21 protein-coding genes are annotated in these 18,460 nt (G+C 62.3%); 1 reads left to right on the top strand and 20 read right to left on the bottom strand.

Annotated features, from left to right (window positions below; all coding sequences use genetic code 11):
- The 17 genes from BLS27_RS14160 to trmJ form a co-directional block, all read right to left on the bottom strand.
- Complete coding sequence (locus tag BLS27_RS14160; RefSeq protein WP_043208108.1) at positions 1 to 642, bottom strand: tetratricopeptide repeat protein; 642 nt, start codon at positions 640 to 642, stop codon at positions 1 to 3.
- Between the two features lie 39 nt (positions 643 to 681).
- Complete coding sequence (hisS, locus tag BLS27_RS14155) at positions 682 to 1,971, bottom strand: histidine--tRNA ligase (RefSeq protein WP_043208106.1); 1,290 nt, start codon at positions 1,969 to 1,971, stop codon at positions 682 to 684.
- Positions 1,972 to 1,995: 24 nt separating this feature from the next.
- A complete protein-coding gene (gene ispG / locus BLS27_RS14150) occupies positions 1,996 to 3,105 on the bottom strand; it encodes a flavodoxin-dependent (E)-4-hydroxy-3-methylbut-2-enyl-diphosphate synthase (RefSeq protein WP_090345286.1) in 1,110 nt (369 codons plus the stop codon).
- 2 nt (positions 3,106 to 3,107) lie between these two features.
- On the bottom strand, positions 3,108 to 4,148 hold the full coding sequence (locus BLS27_RS14145; RefSeq protein ID WP_090345284.1) for a RodZ domain-containing protein: 1,041 nt from the start codon (positions 4,146 to 4,148) through the stop codon (positions 3,108 to 3,110).
- A complete protein-coding gene (gene pilW / locus BLS27_RS14140; protein WP_090345282.1) occupies positions 4,145 to 4,906 on the bottom strand; it encodes a type IV pilus biogenesis/stability protein PilW in 762 nt (253 codons plus the stop codon). The genes BLS27_RS14145 and pilW overlap by 4 nt, the downstream gene beginning before the upstream one ends.
- Positions 4,907 to 4,918: 12 nt before the next feature.
- Complete coding sequence (gene rlmN, locus BLS27_RS14135) at positions 4,919 to 6,064, bottom strand: dual-specificity RNA methyltransferase RlmN (protein WP_043208097.1); 1,146 nt, start codon at positions 6,062 to 6,064, stop codon at positions 4,919 to 4,921.
- A 24-nt stretch (positions 6,065 to 6,088) separates the two neighbouring features.
- Positions 6,089 to 6,520, bottom strand: a complete 432-nt coding sequence (gene ndk, locus BLS27_RS14130) for a nucleoside-diphosphate kinase (protein ID WP_023382208.1) — start codon at positions 6,518 to 6,520, stop codon at positions 6,089 to 6,091.
- Positions 6,521 to 6,609: 89 nt separating this feature from the next.
- Entirely contained in the window at positions 6,610 to 6,810 is a 201-nt protein-coding gene (iscX, locus tag BLS27_RS14125; RefSeq protein ID WP_023382209.1) for a Fe-S cluster assembly protein IscX, read from the bottom strand.
- Positions 6,811 to 6,819: 9 nt separating this feature from the next.
- Complete coding sequence (gene fdx / locus BLS27_RS14120; protein WP_043208095.1) at positions 6,820 to 7,161, bottom strand: ISC system 2Fe-2S type ferredoxin; 342 nt, start codon at positions 7,159 to 7,161, stop codon at positions 6,820 to 6,822.
- 3 nt (positions 7,162 to 7,164) lie between these two features.
- Positions 7,165 to 9,027 (bottom strand): Fe-S protein assembly chaperone HscA, encoded by a 1,863-nt coding sequence (hscA, locus tag BLS27_RS14115; protein ID WP_090345280.1) that lies wholly within the window; start codon positions 9,025 to 9,027, stop codon positions 7,165 to 7,167.
- Positions 9,028 to 9,070: 43 nt separating this feature from the next.
- Entirely contained in the window at positions 9,071 to 9,592 is a 522-nt protein-coding gene (gene hscB, locus BLS27_RS14110) for a co-chaperone HscB (protein WP_090345278.1), read from the bottom strand.
- Between the two features lie 8 nt (positions 9,593 to 9,600).
- The gene (gene iscA / locus BLS27_RS14105; RefSeq protein WP_043208089.1) at positions 9,601 to 9,924 is read right to left on the bottom strand and encodes an iron-sulfur cluster assembly protein IscA; all 324 of its coding nucleotides are present in this window, start codon (positions 9,922 to 9,924) and stop codon (positions 9,601 to 9,603) included.
- Positions 9,925 to 9,966: 42 nt separating this feature from the next.
- Complete coding sequence (gene iscU, locus BLS27_RS14100) at positions 9,967 to 10,353, bottom strand: Fe-S cluster assembly scaffold IscU (RefSeq protein ID WP_043208088.1); 387 nt, start codon at positions 10,351 to 10,353, stop codon at positions 9,967 to 9,969.
- 46 nt (positions 10,354 to 10,399) lie between these two features.
- On the bottom strand, positions 10,400 to 11,614 hold the full coding sequence (locus BLS27_RS14095) for an IscS subfamily cysteine desulfurase (RefSeq protein WP_043208086.1): 1,215 nt from the start codon (positions 11,612 to 11,614) through the stop codon (positions 10,400 to 10,402).
- Between the two features lie 42 nt (positions 11,615 to 11,656).
- Positions 11,657 to 12,148 (bottom strand): Fe-S cluster assembly transcriptional regulator IscR, encoded by a 492-nt coding sequence (gene iscR / locus BLS27_RS14090; protein ID WP_043208084.1) that lies wholly within the window; start codon positions 12,146 to 12,148, stop codon positions 11,657 to 11,659.
- Between the two features lie 168 nt (positions 12,149 to 12,316).
- Positions 12,317 to 13,102: a serine O-acetyltransferase gene (cysE, locus tag BLS27_RS14085; RefSeq protein WP_043208082.1), complete on the bottom strand. Its 786-nt coding sequence runs from the start codon at positions 13,100 to 13,102 to the stop codon at positions 12,317 to 12,319.
- Positions 13,103 to 13,108: 6 nt separating this feature from the next.
- On the bottom strand, positions 13,109 to 13,879 hold the full coding sequence (gene trmJ / locus BLS27_RS14080) for a tRNA (cytosine(32)/uridine(32)-2'-O)-methyltransferase TrmJ (RefSeq protein WP_090345276.1): 771 nt from the start codon (positions 13,877 to 13,879) through the stop codon (positions 13,109 to 13,111).
- A gap of 150 nt (positions 13,880 to 14,029) precedes the next feature.
- Between trmJ and suhB the strand changes: the two genes are divergently transcribed.
- Positions 14,030 to 14,848 carry a type III secretion system regulator SuhB gene (suhB, locus tag BLS27_RS14075; protein ID WP_043208077.1) on the top strand — a complete coding sequence of 273 codons (819 nt, stop codon included), beginning with the start codon at positions 14,030 to 14,032 and terminating at the stop codon, positions 14,846 to 14,848.
- A 145-nt stretch (positions 14,849 to 14,993) separates the two neighbouring features.
- On the opposite strand, the gene BLS27_RS14070 is transcribed toward suhB, so the two are convergent.
- From BLS27_RS14070 to secD, 3 genes are all read right to left on the bottom strand, one after another.
- Complete coding sequence (locus BLS27_RS14070; RefSeq protein WP_043208074.1) at positions 14,994 to 15,542, bottom strand: glycine zipper 2TM domain-containing protein; 549 nt, start codon at positions 15,540 to 15,542, stop codon at positions 14,994 to 14,996.
- 120 nt (positions 15,543 to 15,662) lie between these two features.
- Positions 15,663 to 16,571 (bottom strand): protein translocase subunit SecF, encoded by a 909-nt coding sequence (secF, locus tag BLS27_RS14065; protein ID WP_043208072.1) that lies wholly within the window; start codon positions 16,569 to 16,571, stop codon positions 15,663 to 15,665.
- A 10-nt stretch (positions 16,572 to 16,581) separates the two neighbouring features.
- Positions 16,582 to 18,444, bottom strand: a complete 1,863-nt coding sequence (secD, locus tag BLS27_RS14060) for a protein translocase subunit SecD (RefSeq protein ID WP_090345274.1) — start codon at positions 18,442 to 18,444, stop codon at positions 16,582 to 16,584.
- Positions 18,445 to 18,460: the final 16 nt, after the last annotated feature.

Below are 18,460 nucleotides of genomic sequence, written 5' to 3'. Positions count from 1 at the left end.
TCAGGCGTCCCCTTTGGCCAGGTCATCCAGCTTCAGTTGCAAGCCACCGACCGCAGCGTCATCGGACAACGCAGCCTTGGCTTTTTCATAGGCGCTATGGGCATCGTCGGCTCGCCCCAGCTGAACCAGCAAATCGCCCTTGAGTTCTTCGCGGCTGGCCAGGAAGGCCTTGTCGGCATCACCGTCGAGCAGCTTGAGGGCTTCTTCGGCTTTGTCCTGGGCGGCGAGCACACGGGCCAGACGCTGACGTGCGATCTCACCCAAGGTGGCATCGGCCGGCTTTTCCATCACGCTTTTAAGCTCGGCGGCAGCGTCGTCAAGCTTGCCGCTGTCGACCGCGACCTTGGCCACGAACAGGCTGCCGTACTGGGCATAGGCCGAGCCACCGAACTCGCTCTTGAGCTTGCCGGACAGTTCCGCAACCTTGGTTGCGTCTGGCTGACCGCTTGGCGTCAGGCTGGTTTCCAGCAGGGCCTGGTACAGGGCCGAGGCGCCTTGCGACTGGTTGTTCTGGTACTTGTGCCAGGTCTGCCAGCCCATAACCACCACGCCGGCCAGCAGGGCACCGGTCAGCAGCGGCTTGCCGTTGCGGTTCCACCAGTCCTTGGCTGCGGCCAGGCCTTCATCATCGGTACTCGACACCCCAATACTCCTTTTCAGCAATTCGGCTGTTTGACCCTGTCACGCCTGCGCGACAGCGGCTTGCAGATGCTCGGCCAGAGCATCCCAGGCAATGTTCTGTTGTTCGCCCTGGCCACGCAGGGGCTTGAATCCAATCATTTGCTGCGCCAGTTCGTCATCACCGAGGATCAGGGCGAACAGCGCCCCGCTCTTGTCGGCCTTCTTGAACTGGCTCTTGAAGCTGCCGCCACCGGCGTTGACCGCCAGGCGCAGACCCGGCAGGCGATCGCGCAGGGCCTCGGAAAGACGCAGGCCGGCCAGCTCCGCCTGCTCGCCAAAGGCGCACAGGTAGACGTCGATCTGACGGCTAATGGATTCGGGCACCTTGCCCAGGGTCTCCAGCAGCAGGATCAGACGCTCGATGCCCATGGCGAAACCAACGCCCGGGGTCGGCTTGCCGCCCATCTGCTCGACCAGCCCATCATAGCGGCCACCGGCACAGACAGTGCCCTGGGCGCCGAGCTTGTCGGTAACCCACTCGAACACGGTCTTGCTGTAGTAGTCCAGCCCGCGGACCAGCTTGGTGTTGATCACGAACGGAATGCCGGCGGCGTCCAGGCGAGCCTTGAGGCCCTCGAAGTGCACGCGGGACGCTTCGTCCAGGTAGTCTTCGAGCTTTGGCGCACCGACCAGCACCGCCTGGGTACCCTGGTCCTTGCTATCGAGGATACGCAGCGGGTTGCTCTTGAGGCGACGCTGGCTGTCTTCATCCAGTTGCTCGAGACGTGCCGACAGGAATTCGACCAGCGCTTCGCGGTAGCGGGCACGGGCCTCGCTGGTGCCCAGGCTGTTGAGTTCGAGCTTGACCGCGTCCTGGATGCCCAGCAGGCCCCACAGGCGCCAGGTCAGCATGATCAGCTCGGCATCGACGTCCGGCCCTTCGAGGTTGAACACCTCGACACCGATCTGGTGAAACTGGCGGTAGCGGCCCTTTTGCGGGCGCTCATGGCGGAACATCTGGCCCACGTACCACAGCTTCTGCACCTGGCCGTTGCCGGTGATGCCGTGCTCGAGGACGGCGCGCACGCAGGCGGCAGTGCCTTCAGGACGCAAGGTGAGCGAATCGCCGTTGCGGTCCTCGAAGGTGTACATCTCTTTTTCGACGATATCGGTGACTTCACCGATCGAGCGCTTGAACAGCTCGGTGAATTCGACGATCGGCGTGCGGATCTGGCTGTAGCCATAGGTGTCCAGCAGGCCGGCCACGGTACCTTCGAAGTAGCGCCACAGGGGCGACTGGTCGGGCAGGATGTCGTTCATGCCACGGATGGCTTGCAGCGATTTGCTCACGAAAAGTCCTTACGAATCTGGGAATCAGCCGCGGGCGATCAGCGCCGCGTCGGCCTCGGCCTTTTCGGCCGCTTTCTGGCGGATGAGTTTTTCCAGCTCATCGACCAGGTTGTCATTGGTCAGCTTCTGCGACGGTTTGCCGTCGATGTAGACCAGGTTCGGCGTGCCGCCGGTCAGGCCTACATGGGACTCCTTGGCTTCACCCGGGCCGTTGACCACGCAGCCGATTACGGCCACGTCAAGCGGTACCAGCAGGTCTTCCAGGCGCCCTTCCAACTCGTTCATGGTCTTGACCACATCGAAGTTCTGGCGCGAGCAGCTCGGGCAGGCGATGAAGTTGATACCACGCGAACGCAGGTGCAGCGACTTGAGGATGTCGTAGCCGACCTTCACTTCCTCGACCGGATCGGCGGCCAGGGAAATGCGGATGGTATCGCCAATGCCTTCGGCCAGCAGCATACCGAGGCCGACAGCGGATTTCACCGTCCCCGAACGCAGGCCACCGGCTTCGGTGATGCCCAGGTGCAGCGGTTGGACGATCTGCTTGGCCAGCAAGCGGTAGGCCTCCACGGCCATGAATACATCGGACGCTTTGACGCTGACCTTGAAGTCCTGGAAGTCCAGGCGATCAAGGTGCTCGACATGGCGCAGTGCCGACTCGACCAGCGCTGCCGGGGTCGGTTCGCCGTATTTCTTCTGCAGGTCCTTCTCCAGGGAACCGGCGTTGACGCCGATACGGATCGGGATACCACGGTCACGGGCGGCGTCGACCACCGCACGCACGCGGTCCTCGCGGCCGATGTTGCCCGGGTTGATGCGCAGACAGTCGACGCCCACTTCGGCCACACGCAACGCAATGCGATAGTCGAAGTGGATGTCGGCGACGAGCGGCACGCTGACCTGCTGCTTGATGCGGCCGAACGCCTCGGCGGCGTCCATGTCCGGTACCGAAACGCGAACGATGTCGACGCCGGCATCGACCAGGCGCTGGATCTGCGCGACCGTGGCAGCGACGTCATTGGTGTCGGTGTTGGTCATGCTCTGCACCGCGATGGGGGCATCGCCGCCCACGGGTACATTGCCGACCCAGATCTTCCGGGATTCGCGACGTTTGATCGGAGATTCGCCGTGCATGGTTACTGTCCCAACTTCAGGCGAGCGGTCTCGCCACTGGTGAACGGAGCTACGTCGACCGGCTGGCCGTTGTAACTGACCTGGGCGCCACGGGCAAAGCCCAGGCGTACCGAGAACGGCGGTTTGCCGCTCAGGTCGAGGCTGTCGCCCTTGCGTTTGATGGCGCTGAACAGCACCTTGCCGTTGCCGTCGGTGACCTGGGTCCAGCAATCGGCGGTGAACTGGATTTGAACCTTGGCGCTGCCCACCGGCGCTTCGGACGGGGTCGTAGCGGCCGTGAGCGGTGCATTGGTAGGAGCGGCCGGTGCCGACGGAGCTGCGGCGGGCAGCACGGGCGCAGCAGCAGGTGCCACAGGCGCGTTGGCGGCTGGGGCTGCGGCTGGGGCCTGAGGCGCTGGCGTGACTGCAGGGGTTTCGGTCGTGCTTGCCGGCGCTTCGCTGCTGATGACCGCCTCAGGCGTAGAGCCCTCGGTGGCCTGCTCAAGCGGCAGCGGTGAGGCTTCCGGTTGCTGGCCTTCGGTGACAGCTTGGTCTTCCGGCTCGTCCAGCGGGTGGATCTGGGTGGTGCCGTCGGCGCTTTCGACCTCGACATGCTCCAGGGCGATCTTGGCCAGGTCCTTGCCGCGCAGGCTGCTCTGGTCCTGCCACCAGAAGAAGCCACCACCGACTACGACCACCAGCAACAGCAGGCTGACGCCGCGCAGGATGTTGTGCGACAGACGCACCGGCTCTTCGATCCGGCCCAGGGAATGGACCTCGCTGCCCTTGGCATGAGTGCCGGTGTAGTGATCGAATGCCTCGACCAGAGGCGCCTGGTCCATGCCCATCAGCTTGGCATAGGCACGGATGTATCCGCGGGCGAAGGTGTGCCCCGGCAGCTTGTCGAAGGCGCCGTTTTCAAGGTTGTTCAACGAACTTACCGTGAGGTTGAGCTTGCGGGCCACCTCGGCTTGCGACCATTCCCGATTCTCGCGGGCCTGGCGCAAGACCTCACCGGGATTCTGGCGAGTCGCTGCTGCTACTTCGGGGTGCGCGGCTTTCATCGTTGCTCCGACAGGTATTGCTGATATTCCGGCGTACCGGGATAAAGTCGTTGTAATTGCTGGCCCAGTTCGGCCACCGTGCCAGGCTCGTCGAATGCCTGGGCAAGGCGGCTACCCAGCAACAGGCTACGGGCGCTCGGGTCGTTCAGCTGGCTGAAACGATCGTAGTAGTCCCGGGCCGGCACATAATGCCTGTTTTCATAGGACAACTCAGCCATTTCGAGCAACGCCTTCGGTTGCTGCGGATTGAGTTGCAGGGCTTTGACCAGATACTCATGCGCCCGGTCCCGACGCTCGAGCTTCAGGGCGACCAGGCCAAGATTCTCGTAGATTCGCGAGCGCTCAGGATACAGGGTATCGGCGGCGGCTTGGCGAAACATCTGCTCGGCCTTGGCAAATTGCCCCTGAGCATAAAGGAAACTGCCGTAGTTGTTGCGAATACGCGTGTCCCCCGGGCGCGCTGCCAGGGCCTTACGGAAATGCGCTTCGGCCAGCTCTGGCTCGCCTTCGGCCTGGAACACCAGCGCCAGCGCGGCGTGGGCATCGGCATCGCCGCCGTTGAGTGCCAAGGCTCGCACCAATGGAGCCTTGGCCTGCCCGGTCAAACCTTGTTGCAAATAACCCAGGCCCAATTGCACGTAGGCCCGCCCGGCCTCTTCGCGCCCTTGGCGACTGGCCAGAGGGTCACCTGCGCCACCAGACACGCAGCCGGCCAGCAGCGAAAGCGACAGGATCGACAGCGCGGCGCGCAAGGTCATGGGCGGGTACCGTCAGTGGCGCGGGGCGTTGTCTTGGCGCTCTGCATCGGCGCTCAACTGGCGCACGGCGATGTAGCGCTCGCTGCGACGGGTGCGATCCATGACCTGGCCGACCAGTTGACCACAGGCGGCATCGATGTCTTCGCCGCGGGTAGTGCGGGTGGTGACATTGAAGCCACCGTGGTGCAGCAGATCCTGGAAGCGGCGGATGGCATTGTTGCTCGGCCGCTCGTAGCCCGAATGCGGGAACGGGTTGAACGGGATCAGGTTGATTTTGCACGGCACATCGCGCAGCAGCTCGATCATCTGGGCGGCATGCTCGGGCTGGTCGTTGACGTCCTTGAGCAGGGTGTACTCAATGGTAAGCACACGCTTGCCGCCCAGGGTCGACATGTAGCCCATGCACGATTCGAGCAGCATCTTCAGCGGGTACTTCTTGTTGATCGGTACCAGTTGGTTGCGCAGTTCGTCATTGGGCGCGTGCAGCGACAGGGCCAGGGACACATCGATGTGCTTGGCCAGCTCGTCGATCATCGGCACCACGCCCGAGGTGGAAAGCGTGACGCGGCGCTTGGAAATGCCATAGCCCAGATCATCCATCATGATCTTCATGGCGGCGATGACATTGTCAAAATTCAAAAGCGGTTCGCCCATGCCCATCATGACCACGTTGGTAATGGCGCGGTCGATCTTGGCCGGGACGGTCCCGAAGGATTTGTTGGCAAGCCACACCTGGCCGATCACTTCGGCGGCAGTGAGGTTGCTGTTGAAGCCTTGCTTGCCGGTGGAGCAGAAACTGCAATCCAGCGCGCAGCCGGCTTGGGACGAAACGCAGAGGGTGCCGCGATCGTCGGTGGGAATGTAGACGGTCTCGACGCAGCTGCCGGAGGCAACGCGGACCACCCACTTGCGGGTACCGTCGGCGGAAATGTCTTCGCTGACCACTTCCGGAGCCCGAATCTCGGCAACGGCCTCGAGCTTTTCGCGCAAGGCCTTGCCGACATTGGTCATGGCAGCGAAATCATCGACGCCAAAGTGGTGAATCCATTTCATGACCTGACCGGCACGAAAACGCTTCTCTCCGATGGACTCGAAGAATTTTTCCATTTCCTGCAGGGTCAGGCCCAACAGGTTGATCTTGCCAGTCATGTCACTCATGGAATCACCCAAGACCTGCTTCGCTTAGCGAATGCGGTCGCACAGCTCGGTAGCGGAGAAGAAGTAAGCGATTTCGCGGGCAGCCGAAGCTTCCGAGTCGGAACCGTGGACAGCGTTCTCGTCGATGGAAACGGCGAAGTCGGCGCGGATGGTGCCGGCAGCAGCTTCTTTCGGGTTGGTAGCGCCCATCAGCTCACGGTTGGCCAGAACGGCGTTTTCGCCTTCCAGAACCTGAACGATGACTGGACCAGAGGTCATGAAGGCAACCAGATCAGCGAAGAAACCGCGCTCTTTGTGCTCAGCGTAGAAGCCTTCGGCTTCGGCTTTGGACAGTTGCTTCATTTTCGAAGCGACGACGCGCAGGCCGGCTTTCTCGAAACGAGTGGTGATTTCGCCGATGACGTTCTTGGCGACGGCGTCAGGCTTGATGATGGAGAAAGTACGTTGAACAGCCATGGATAACTCCAGAAAATTGAGTGTTGCGAAAAATTAAACCCGCGAATTATACGCGGGTTCCAGGGGATTGCCTAACCTGCAGGTAACGCTCAGTCGGCTTCTTCGATCCAGGCCGCCTGGATGGCCTCGAGCACCTTCTCACCGCCGCGTGACGGATCGTCGCTGAACTCTGGCAAAGCCAGCACCCAGCGGTGCAGATCGACGAAATTCACATAACGAGGATCGACGTCCGGCTTGCTTTCCGCAAGCTGGATGGCGATCTCAAGTACATCAATCCATTTCAGGCTCATGCTGAAACCTCAGTGCGGCGCTTCGGCGGCGTGGTTGAGCGAATACTTGGGAATCTCGATGGTCAGGTCTTCTTCCCCGACGATCACCTGGCAGGCCAGACGCGATTGCGCCTCCAGACCCCAGGCCTTGTCCAGCATATCCTCTTCCAGCTCATCGGCTTCCTCCAGCGAGTCGAAACCCTCGCGGACGATGCAATGACAGGTGGTGCAGGCACAAACGCCACCGCAGGCGCTCTCCATTTCGATGTGGTGCTCGTGAGCCAACTCCAGGATATTGGTGCCTGGCTCCACCTCCACCACCAGCCCATCCGGGCAGAACTTCTCGTGCGGCAGGAAAATCACCTGGGGCATCGGTTACTCCTCGATCTCATTCAGGTTGCGCCCGGCCAGTGCGGCTTTGACCGTCGAATCAAGGCGACGGGCGGCAAATGCATCGGTCACCTGCGACAGACGCTTGGTCTGCTGCTCGATGGCCGCGCCATCGGTGCCGCTGAGCAAATCACGCAATTCTTGCATCTGGTACTCGATCGCTTCGCGCTCTTCGCTGCTGAGCAGTCGATCGCCATCGGCATCCAAGGCGCCCTGCACCGCTTCGAGCAGGCGTTCAGCGTCGACCTGATGCTCGCGCAACTGGCGCGCCTGCTTGTCGGAACCGGCATGCTCGAAGGAATCCTTGAGCATGCGGGCGATTTCGCCGTCGGTCAGCCCATAAGACGGCTTGACCTGGATACTGGACTCAACGCCCGAACCCAGCTCACGGGCCGAGACGCTGAGCAGGCCATCGGCATCCACCTGGAAGGTGACGCGGATCTTCGCCGCGCCCGCCACCATGGCCGGGATGCCGCGCAGCTCGAAGCGCGCCAGCGAACGGCAATCGCTGATCAGCTCGCGCTCGCCCTGCAGGACGTGGATCATCATGGCCGACTGGCCATCCTTGTAGGTGGTGAACTCCTGCGCGCGAGCCACCGGAATGGTCGTGTTGCGCGGGATCACCTTCTCCATCAGCCCGCCCATGGTTTCCAGGCCCAGGGACAGCGGGATGACGTCCAGCAAGAGCAGTTCGCCGCCTTCACGACGGTTGCCGGCCAGCGTATCGGCCTGGATGGCAGCACCGATGGCAACCACTTGGTCCGGATCGATCGAAGTCAGCGGAGTACGGCCGAACAGGCCACCCACCGCCTCGCGAACGCGAGGTACGCGGGTCGATCCACCGACCATCACCACCGCACCGACCTCCTCGAGCTCAACGCCACTGTCGCGCACGGCGCGGCGGCAGGCCTTGAGGCTACGGGCAATGAGCGGTTCGATCAGCGCTTCGAAACCGGCACGGCTCAACTCTCCGTGCCAGTCGCCATGACGCACGCTGACGACATCGGCGTCGGTCAGGGCTTCTTTGGCAGCACAGGCAGCCTGCAACAGCTGGCGCTGGGCAGACGGGTCAAGGTCGGACGAAAGACCGGCCTGTTCGATGATCCAGCCGGCGATGGCATGGTCGAAATCGTCGCCACCCAAGGCCGTGTCGCCGCCAGTGGCGAGGACTTCGAAGACACCACCGGTCAGGCGCAGGATGGAAATATCGAAGGTGCCACCACCCAGGTCATAGATGGCCACCAGCCCTTCAGCGTTCTGGTCCAGGCCATAGGCCACGGCAGCTGCGGTAGGCTCGTTGAGCAGGCGCAAGACATTAAGACCGGCCAGGCGCGCAGCGTCCTTGGTGGCTTGGCGCTGGGCATCGTCGAAATAGGCCGGAACGGTGATCACAGCCCCCACCAGCTCACCACCGAGGGTCTGCTCGGCGCGCTGGCGCAATACCTTGAGAATGTCTGCAGACACTTCCACCGGGCTCTTGGGCCCCTGGACAGTTTCGATGAACGGCATATGCGACTCGCCGCCGACGAAGCGGTACGGCAGTTGCTCACCCAATTGCTTGACGTCGGCCAAGCCACGCCCCATCAGGCGCTTGACCGAAAGAATGGTGTTGAGCGGGTCGCTTGAAGCGGCTTCGCGCGCAGCCAGGCCGACTTCGCTGCGGCCGTCGAGGTAGCGCACCGCGGACGGCAAAATGACGTTGCCCTGCTCATCGGGCAGGGGTTCGCTGCGACCACTGCGCACGGCAGCGACCAAGGAGTTGGTGGTGCCCAGGTCAATCCCCACCGCCAGGCGACGCTGGTGAGGCTGAGGGCTTTGACCGGGTTCGGCGATCTGCAGTAGGGCCATGCTTATCTGAGTACCTTAGGCGTCGTCACGGGCAACGCCGGAGTTAATCGTCGAGGCGCTCTTCGAGTTGGCGCACTTCCTGGGCGAGCTTGTCGAGGAACTGCATGCGGCGCATCAGGCGCTCGGCCCTGTCACGCTCGCCAGCCACGTCCCAGCAGGCGGCGAAGTCCTCGTTCAACGTCTCCTGCGCAGCCTTCAGGCGCTTCTTGAACACCGCCACACCTTCCAGATCGGCTTCGTCCTGCAGCTCTTCGAGCTCTTCGCGCCACTGCATCTGTTGCAGGAGGAAGTCCGGGTCGTGCACGGTGACTTCCTGGGGCACTTCATGGCCACTGATGGCCAGCAGGTAACGGGCACGGCGCGGTGCGCTGCGCAGAGTCTGGTAGGCGTCGTTCAGTGCCGCCGATTTTTCCAGCGCCACGCGCTGCTCACGCTCGGAGGCATCGGCGAAACGGTCCGGATGGACCTCACGGGCCAGCTCGCGATAGCGATTGGCCAGTTTATCGAGGTCCAGACGGAAACCAGGCTGGAGGTCAAACAGAGCGAAATGGCAAGGAGTACCCACGTCAAGCCTCAGACATTGAAGCTTTCGCCGCAGCCACACTCACCGCGCACGTTGGGGTTGTTGAACTTGAAGCCTTCGTTCAACCCTTCCTTGACGAAGTCCAGCTCGGTGCCATCGAGGTACACCAGGCTCTTCGGGTCGATGATGACCTTCACGCCATGGTTCTCGAACACTTGGTCTTCGGCGGCCAGCTCATCAACGAACTCCAGGACGTAAGCCAAGCCCGAGCAGCCGGTGGTGCGCACGCCCAGGCGGATGCCTTCGCCCTTGCCGCGCCCTTCGAGGGAACGCCGCACGTGGTTGGCGGCGGCTTCTGTCATGCTGATAGCCATCGGAACTCTTTCCTCAACGTCAGTGGCCTTGCGACAGGCGACTTAGAGCAAGCCTTTCTTCTGCTTGTAATCGCGCACGGCCGCCTTGATGGCGTCCTCGGCAAGTACCGAACAGTGGATCTTCACCGGCGGCAACGCCAGTTCTTCGGCCAGCTGGGTGTTCTTGATGGTCTCGGCTTCGTCCAGAGTCTTGCCCTTCATCCACTCAGTGGCCAGGGAGCTGGAGGCGATCGCCGAGCCACAACCGTAGGTCTTGAACTTGGCGTCTTCGATGACGCCTTGCTCGTTGACCTTGATCTGCAGGCGCATGACGTCGCCGCAAGCCGGCGCGCCGACCATGCCGGTACCGACATCCGGATCATCGGCGTTCATCTTGCCGACGTTGCGTGGGTTTTCGTAGTGGTCGATGACCTTTTCACTGTATGCCATGGTGCAATTCCTTCCTCATCAGGGAGCCGCTCTTGCTGGCGACTGCTTAGTGGGCGGCCCACTCGATCTTGGAGATGTCAACGCCGTCTTTGTACATGTCCCACAGCGGCGACAGCTCACGCAGTTTGTTCACGGCCTCGCAGACTTTCTGCGCGGCGTAGTCGACTTCTTCCTCGGTGGTGAAGCGGCCGAAGGAAAAGCGGATCGAGCTGTGCGCCAGTTCGTCGTTGCGCCCCAGGGCGCGCAGCACATAGGACGGCTCGAGCGAAGCGGAGGTACAGGCCGAACCGGACGATACGGCGATGTCCTTGAGCGACATCAGCAGCGATTCGCCTTCAACGTAGTTGAAGCTCAGGTTCAGGTTGTGCGGCACGCGGGCAGTGCGGCTGCCGTTGACGTACAGCTCTTCGAGGTTGGATACCTGCTCGAAGAAGCGGTCGCTCAGGGCCTTGATGCGCGCGTTCTCGGCGGCCATTTCCTGCTTGGCGATGGCGAAGGCCTCGCCCATGCCGACGATCTGGTGGGTCGGCAGGGTGCCTGAACGCATGCCGCGCTCATGACCACCACCATGGATGATGGCTTCCAGGCGTACACGTGGTTTGCGGCTGACGTACAGCGCGCCGATGCCCTTCGGACCATAGACCTTGTGCGCCGAGAACGACATCAGGTCGACCTTGAGCTTCTGCAGGTCGATCTCGACCTTGCCGGCCGACTGCGCGGCGTCGACATGGAACAGCACACCACGCGAGCGGGTCAGCTCACCGATGGCGGCGATGTCGTTGATCGAGCCGACTTCGTTGTTCACGTGCATCAGCGAGACCAGGATGGTGTCTTCGCGCAGTGCAGCCTCGACCATTGCCGGGGTGACGATGCCGTCTTCACCCGGCTCCAGGTAGGTGACTTCGAAACCTTCACGCTCGAGCTGGCGAGCGGTATCCAGGACCGCTTTGTGCTCGATCTTGGAGGTGATGATGTGCTTGCCCTTGGTCTGATAGAAGTGCGCCACGCCTTTGAGGGCGAGGTTGTCGGACTCGGTGGCACCGCTGGTCCAGACGATCTCGCGCGGGTCGGCGTTGATCAGCTCGGCGACTTGGCGACGGCCGTTCTCGACCGCTTCCTCGGCTTTCCAGCCGAAGACGTGGGAGCGCGAGGCCGGATTACCGAAGTTCCCGTCGACCAGCAGGCAGTCGGCCATCTTCTGGGCGACACGGGGATCGACCGGAGTGGTCGCGGAGTAATCGAGGTAGATCGGCAACTTCATTGAGTATCTCCTATCAGGCGGTGGCGTCGCTCGTCGCTGCTATCAGTCGACGGCGGACGTCTCAATCTTGTCCAGCTGGGCGGTACGGCCCGCGACGCGTCGCAGGTCCTGGCGGTGGGCGACTTCCTGCACCTCGCGGCGCATGACGAGGTCGGCCAGGCTGATACCGCTAAGGAATTCATGGATCTGCTGGCTGAGGTCGCACCACAGGTGATGGGTCAGACAGGTGTCACCGGCGTGACAGTCCCCCAGGCCCTGGCAACGGGTGGCATCGACCGATTCGTTGACCGCATCGATGACCTGGGCCACCTGGATGGTTTCCATGCCCCGCGACAGCTGGTAGCCGCCACCCGGGCCGCGCACGCTGGAAACCAGGCTGCTGCGGCGCAACTTGGCGAACAGCTGCTCCAGATAAGAGAGGGAAATGCCCTGGCGCTCGGAAATGTCGGCCAAAGACACCGGCCCATGCTGCGCGTGCAACGCCAGATCGAGCATGGCGGTCACGGCATATCGGCCTTTGGTAGTCAGTCGCATGGCTAATGGGTACCACGGGAGTTACAGGATGTGAGCGAGTATGCGATTCCCGAGCATTTAAGTCAACTATTAGACCTACTGCTTTAGTCGGGTTTGCATCAGGGAGGCGGGCGCGAGTTTAACAGACCAGGGGCGCGAGCACACGCCCCGTGTGTCATGGCGCCGTAATCAATGCGGCTGAGTGTCGCTCTGTGCGGCTTGCTTAACTTCGACGAAGTCTTCCTCGGGCAGCGCAGGCAGCTCCTTGCCGCAATAATCGCTACCGAGTTTGGTCAGCGCCCCGCACATACCTTCCAGCCGCTCGTCGACCGCTTGCAGATGATCGAGCATCTGACCGATCGCACGGGCAACTGGGTCAGGCATATCGCCACTGACGCCGTAGGCATCGAAACCGATTTTTTCAGCCATGGCCTTGCGCTTGGCTTCGACCTCGGTGTCCTCGGTCTTGACGATGATACGCCCCGGAATGCCGACCGCTGTGGCACCCGCAGGCACTGCCTTGGTGACCACGGCGTTGGAGCCTATCTTGGCCCCGGCCCCGACGGTGAACGGACCAAGCACCTTGGCGCCCGCCCCCACCACCACGCCATTCTCGAGGGTCGGATGGCGCTTACCCTTGTTCCAGCTGGTGCCGCCGAGGGTCACGCCCTGGTAGAGGGTGACGTCGTCGCCAATTTCGGCGGTTTCGCCGATGACGATGCCCATGCCATGGTCGATGAAGAAGCGCCGTCCGATGGTCGCTCCCGGATGGATCTCGATGCCGGTGAGCCAGCGACCGAAGTTCGACACCAGGCGCGCCAGCCACTTGAAGTCACGAATCCACAATGCGTGGCCCAGGCGGTGCAGCCAGATTGCATGCATGCCCGGGTAGCAGGTCAGCACCTCGAAGGCGTTGCGCGCCGCCGGGTCCCGATGGAATACGCTCTGGATATCTTCACGCAGACGCTCGAACATCTCTTTCTAGTCCTTCCGTTTATGCGGCTCGCCCCGGGCGACTTTCTGGGTCTCGGTGAGAATGCCGCGCAAAATGCTCATTTCCGAACGATTGACCGAGCTGCGCCCATAGAGCCTGCGCAGTCGCGGCATCAGGTGCTTGGGCTTTTCAGGGTCGAGGAAGCCGATTTCCACCAGGGTCTTCTCCAGGTGTTCGTAGAACAGCTCCATTTCGTCCATGGTCGCCAGCTCACCGCTACGCAGCGAGTTGGCTTCGAACTTCTCGACCTTGGTTGGCGAACCTTGTGCCGCCAGCCAAGCCATGCGCACCTCGTAGGCGAGCACCTGGACCGCGGCGGCAAGGTTCAGCGAACTGAAGTCGGGGTTCGAGGGAATGTGCACGTGGAAGTGACATCGCTGCAGCTCTTCGTTGGTCAGACCGGCGTGCTCACGACCGAACACCAGGGCGATTTCCTCACCAGCCCCCGCCTGCTCGACGGTCTTTGCACCGCATTCGCGGGGGTCGAGCAAGGGCCAGGGAATGCTGCGATCGCGGGCACTGGTGCCGATCGCCAGACTGCAGCCGACCAGCGCCGCTTCCAGGCTGTCGACCACTTGGGCGTTTTCCAGCACGTCATCGGCGCCGGATGCGCGGGCGGTGGCGTCCACCGAAGGGAAATCCAGTGGCTGGACCAGCACCAGGCGCGACAAGCCCATGTTTTTCATGGCTCGCGCAGCGCCGCCGATATTGCCGGGGTGGCTGGTATTGACCAGAACAACACGAATATTTTGCAGCAAGGTGTAGAGCTCACAGAGACAGGAAAAGGGGGAGTCGATCTTACAGAACCGACAGACGTAACGCCATGAAAGCAAATGTCACCCTTCTGCCGGAACAGTTTTCTGATAGAATGTGCGGCTTTCTTCTTTAACATCCCAGGTGAAACGCCCATGCAGCCTATGCTGAATATCGCGCTGCGCGCCGCTCGCAGCGCCAGTGAACTGATTTTCCGCTCCATCGAACGCCTGGATAGCCTCAAGGTCGACGAGAAAGACGCCAAGGATTACGTCTCCGAAGTCGATCGCGCCGCCGAGCAGACCATCGTCAACGCCCTGCGCAAGGCCTACCCGAACCACTCCATCCAGGGTGAAGAGACCGGCCTGCACGCCGGCTCCGGCGAGGAAGGCAAGGACTACCTGTGGATCATCGACCCACTGGACGGTACCACCAACTTCCTGCGTGGCGTTCCTCACTTCGCCGTCAGCATCGCCTGCAAGTACCGTGGCCGCCTTGAGCACGCCGTCATCGTCGATCCGGTTCGCCAGGAAGAATTCACCGCCAGCCGGGGTCGCGGCGCGCAACTCAACGGCCGTCGCCTGCGCGTCAGCTCGCGCACCAGCCTGGAAGGCGCCCTGCTGGGTACCGGCTTCCCGTTCCGCGACAACCAGATGGCCGATCTGGACAACTACCTGGGTATGTTCCGCGCCCTGACTGGCCAGACCGCCGGCATCCGTCGGGCCGGCTCCGCGAGCCTGGACCTGGCCTATGTTGCTGCCGGCCGTTTCGACGCCTTCTGGGAGTCGGGCCTGTCCGAGTGGGACATGGCCGCTGGTGTACTGCTGATCCAGGAAGCTGGTGGACTGGTGAGCGACTTCAATGGCGGCCACGACTTCCTCGACAAAGGCCACATCGTCGCCGGCAACATCAAGTGCTTCAAGGCCGTGCTGACTGCCATCCAGCCACACCTGCCCGAGCACATGAAACGCTAAGCGCCGATTGCCGCATAAAAAAAGCACCCCTCGGGGTGCTTTTTTTATGGTTCAGAGAAAGACCACAAGCGCTGTGCAAGCCTAGAACCTGTGGGAGCGCGGACTCACCCGCGAAGCGGCCAGCACCAGAGTGCCGGCGTGAGCGTCATTGTCCTGCCTGGTTTTCGCTAAGGACCAGGTTGCCGTTCTTGTCCAGCGGGATGGTCGAACCCGGCTCGTGGTTCATTTTCACCCGCCCGACCTTGTCTCCAATGGAGTAGGTCACGTTGTAGCCGACCACTTTCTCGCTCAGGTCATTGACGGTGTTGCAGCGGGTTTGCGTGGTGGTATAGGTGTCACGCTCCTGCATCCCCTCCTGCACCTTGTTTCCCGCATAGCCGCCACCGACCGCACCGGCCACGGTCGCGATCTTCTTGCCGGTGCCGCCACCGATCTGGTTACCCAGCAGGCCACCTGCGATTGCTCCGACCACGGTACCGGCGATCTGATGCTGGTCCTTGACCGGCGCCTGACGCGTGACCGCGACGTCCCGGCAGACCTGACGCGGCGTCTTGATGGTTTCCTTGATGGGCTGCACGTCCGTGACCTGGGCGTACTCCGGCCCCTTGTTCACCAAGCTGTAGGTCGCCACAGCACCTCCGGCGGTTACACCGACAGCACCCAGAACCGCACCCACTAGCATTGATTTATTCACGTGAACCTCCTGATCGCACCTGCGGGCTCGCGCCCGCCTTCTCCCAGCCTTGGAGCAAAAAAAAAGGCGCGAGTTCAATACTCGCGCCTCTCTTTACGCCAAATGGCGTAGGAAACAACCTTACGGACGGTCGTCCACACCGTCAGTCTTGGCGGGCGGAATCAGGTCTTCACTGCTCAGATTCAGCCAGATCAGCACCACGTTGGCGATGTAGATCGACGAGTAGGTACCCGCCATGACACCGATGAACAGCGCCAGGGAGAAGCCGAACAGGTTGTCACCACCGAAGAACAGCAGCGCAGCGATAGCCAGCAAGGTCGACACCGAGGTGGCGATGGTACGCAGCAGGGTCTGGGTGGTCGAAACGTTGATGTTCTCGATCAGCGAGGCCTTGCGCATGACGCGGAAGTTTTCACGTACCCGGTCGAAGACGACGATGGTGTCGTTGAGCGAGTAACCAATGATCGCCAGGACCGCCGCCAGCACCGTCAGGTCGAAGGTGATCTGGAAGAACGACAGGATACCCAGCGTCACCACCACGTCGTGGATCAGCGAGACGATTGCACCAACGGCGAACTTCCACTGGAAGCGGAATGCCAGGTAGACCAGGATGCCCCCCAGCGCCAGGAGCATGCCCAGGCCACCCTGGTCACGCAGCTCCTCGCCCACCTGAGGGCCGACGAACTCGACACGCTTGACGGTTGCCGGATTGTCGCCACCTGCCTTCTGCAGGGCTTCGGCCACCTTATTACCCAATTGCGGGTCGTCACCAGGCATACGCACCAGCAGGTCGGTGGTGGCGCCGAAGCTCTGCACGACAGCCTCGTGGAAGCCGGAGTCGACCAGCTCGGCACGGACCGCCTTGAGGTCCGCAGGACGCTCATAGGTCAGCTCGATCAGCGTACCGCCGGTGAAGTCCAGGCCGAAGTTCAGGCCCTTTTGCCACCAGCTGAACAACGCCAGGACAGTCAGGAGCGCAGTGATGGCGAACGCGACGTTGCGTACGCCCATGAAGTTGATGGTTTTCATGTCAGCTCCCTCAAACCCACAGCTTCTTGATGTCACGCCCGCCACAAGTCAGGTTGACCAGTGCACGGGTCATCATGACGGCGGTGAACATCGAGGTGAAAATCCCGAGGGACATGGTGACGGCGAAGCCTTTAACCGGACCGGTACCCATGGCGAACAGGATGCCGCCGACCAGCAGCGTGGTCAGGTTGGCATCGACGATCGCCGAGTAGGCACGGTTGAAGCCTTCGTGAATGGCGCGCTGAACCGACATGCCCGCCGCGATCTCTTCACGGATACGCGAGAAGATCAGCACGTTGGCGTCCACCGCCATACCCATGGTCAGTACGATACCGGCGATACCCGGCAGGGTCAGGGTAGCGCCCAGCAGCGACATCAGCGCCAACAGCAATACCATGTTGCCCGCCAGGGCGATGGTCGCCAGCACGCCGAAGGCACGGTAGATGGCGATGATGAACAGCGAGACGAACAGCATGCCCCACAGGGACGCATCGATACCCTTGGTGATGTTGTCGGCACCCAGGCTCGGGCCGATGGTGCGCTCTTCGGCAAAGTACATCGGCGCCGCCAGGCCACCAGCGCGCAGCAGCAGGGCCAGCTCGGACGATTCGCCCTGGCCGTTCAGGCCGGTGATACGGAACTGGCTGCCCAGCGGCGACTGGATGGTCGCCAGGCTGATGATCTTCTTCTCTTCCTTGAAGGTCTGGACCGCGACGTCTTTCTCGACACCGTTGACCATCTGCTTCTCGTAGCGGGTCATCGGCTTCTGCTCGATGAAGATCACCGCCATGCTGCGCCCGACGTTGGTACGGGTAGCGCGGCTCATCAGCTCGCCGCCGTGACCATCGAGACGGATGTTCACCTGCGGACGGCCATGCTCATCGAAGCTGGCCTGGGCGTCGGTCACCTGGTCGCCTGTGATGATCAGGCCACGCTCGACTGCAGCGGAACGGCCACCTTCGCGGAACTCGAAGACCTCGGTGGTAGCCTTGGACGCGCCCGGCTCGGCGCCGAAGCGAAACTCCAGGTTGGCGGTCTTGCCCAGGATACGCTTGGCCTCGGCGGTGTCCTGCACGCCTGGCAGCTCGACCACGATACGGTTGGCACCCTGACGCTGAACCAGCGGCTCGGCGACGCCCAGCTCGTTGACCCGGTTACGGACGGTGGTCAGGTTCTGCTTGATCGAGTATTCGCGGATCTCGGCGACTTTGGCCGGGGTCAGCGCCAGACGCAGCACGGCGAGCTCGTTGCGCTCGGTGGTGGTCAGGTCGAAGTCATTGAAATTCTTGCGGACCAGGCTGCGAGCCTGTTCGCGGGTGGCATCGTCGGCAAAGCCCAGCATGATCGCGCCGTCCTGCTGGGGCAGGCTGCGATAGCGGATGCGCTCTTTGCGCAGCAAGGTCTTGACCTCGCCTTCGTAGACTTTCATACGGGCGCTCATGGCCTTGTCCATGTCCACTTCCAGCAGGAAGTGCACACCACCGGACAGGTCCAGGCCCAGTTTCATCGGGCTGGCGCCGAGGTTGCGCAGCCATTGCGGGGTGGTCTGGGCCAGGTTCAGGGCCACGACGTAATCATCGCCCAGTGCCTTGCGTACCACATCCTTGGCTGGGAGCTGGTCTTCCTGGTTGGTCAGGCGCACCAGCGCACTGCCCTTCTCACCCAGGCTGCCGCCCTTGACGGCGATACCGGCATCGGTCAGCGCCTTGGTGGCGCGATCCAAATCGGCCTGGCTCACATGCAGCGCGGAGCTCGCACCGCTGATCTGCACCGCCGGGTCATCCGGGTAGAGGTTGGGAGCGGAATAAATAAAGCCGATCGCCAGTACCAGCAGGATCAGCAGGTATTTCCACAGAGGGTATTTGTTCAGCATCACGCCGCCCGTTCAA

It is taken from the genome of Pseudomonas guariconensis, assembly GCF_900102675.1.
Lineage (GTDB): Bacteria > Pseudomonadota > Gammaproteobacteria > Pseudomonadales > Pseudomonadaceae > Aquipseudomonas > Aquipseudomonas guariconensis.
This window is presented reverse-complemented; position numbering and strand designations above follow the sequence as displayed.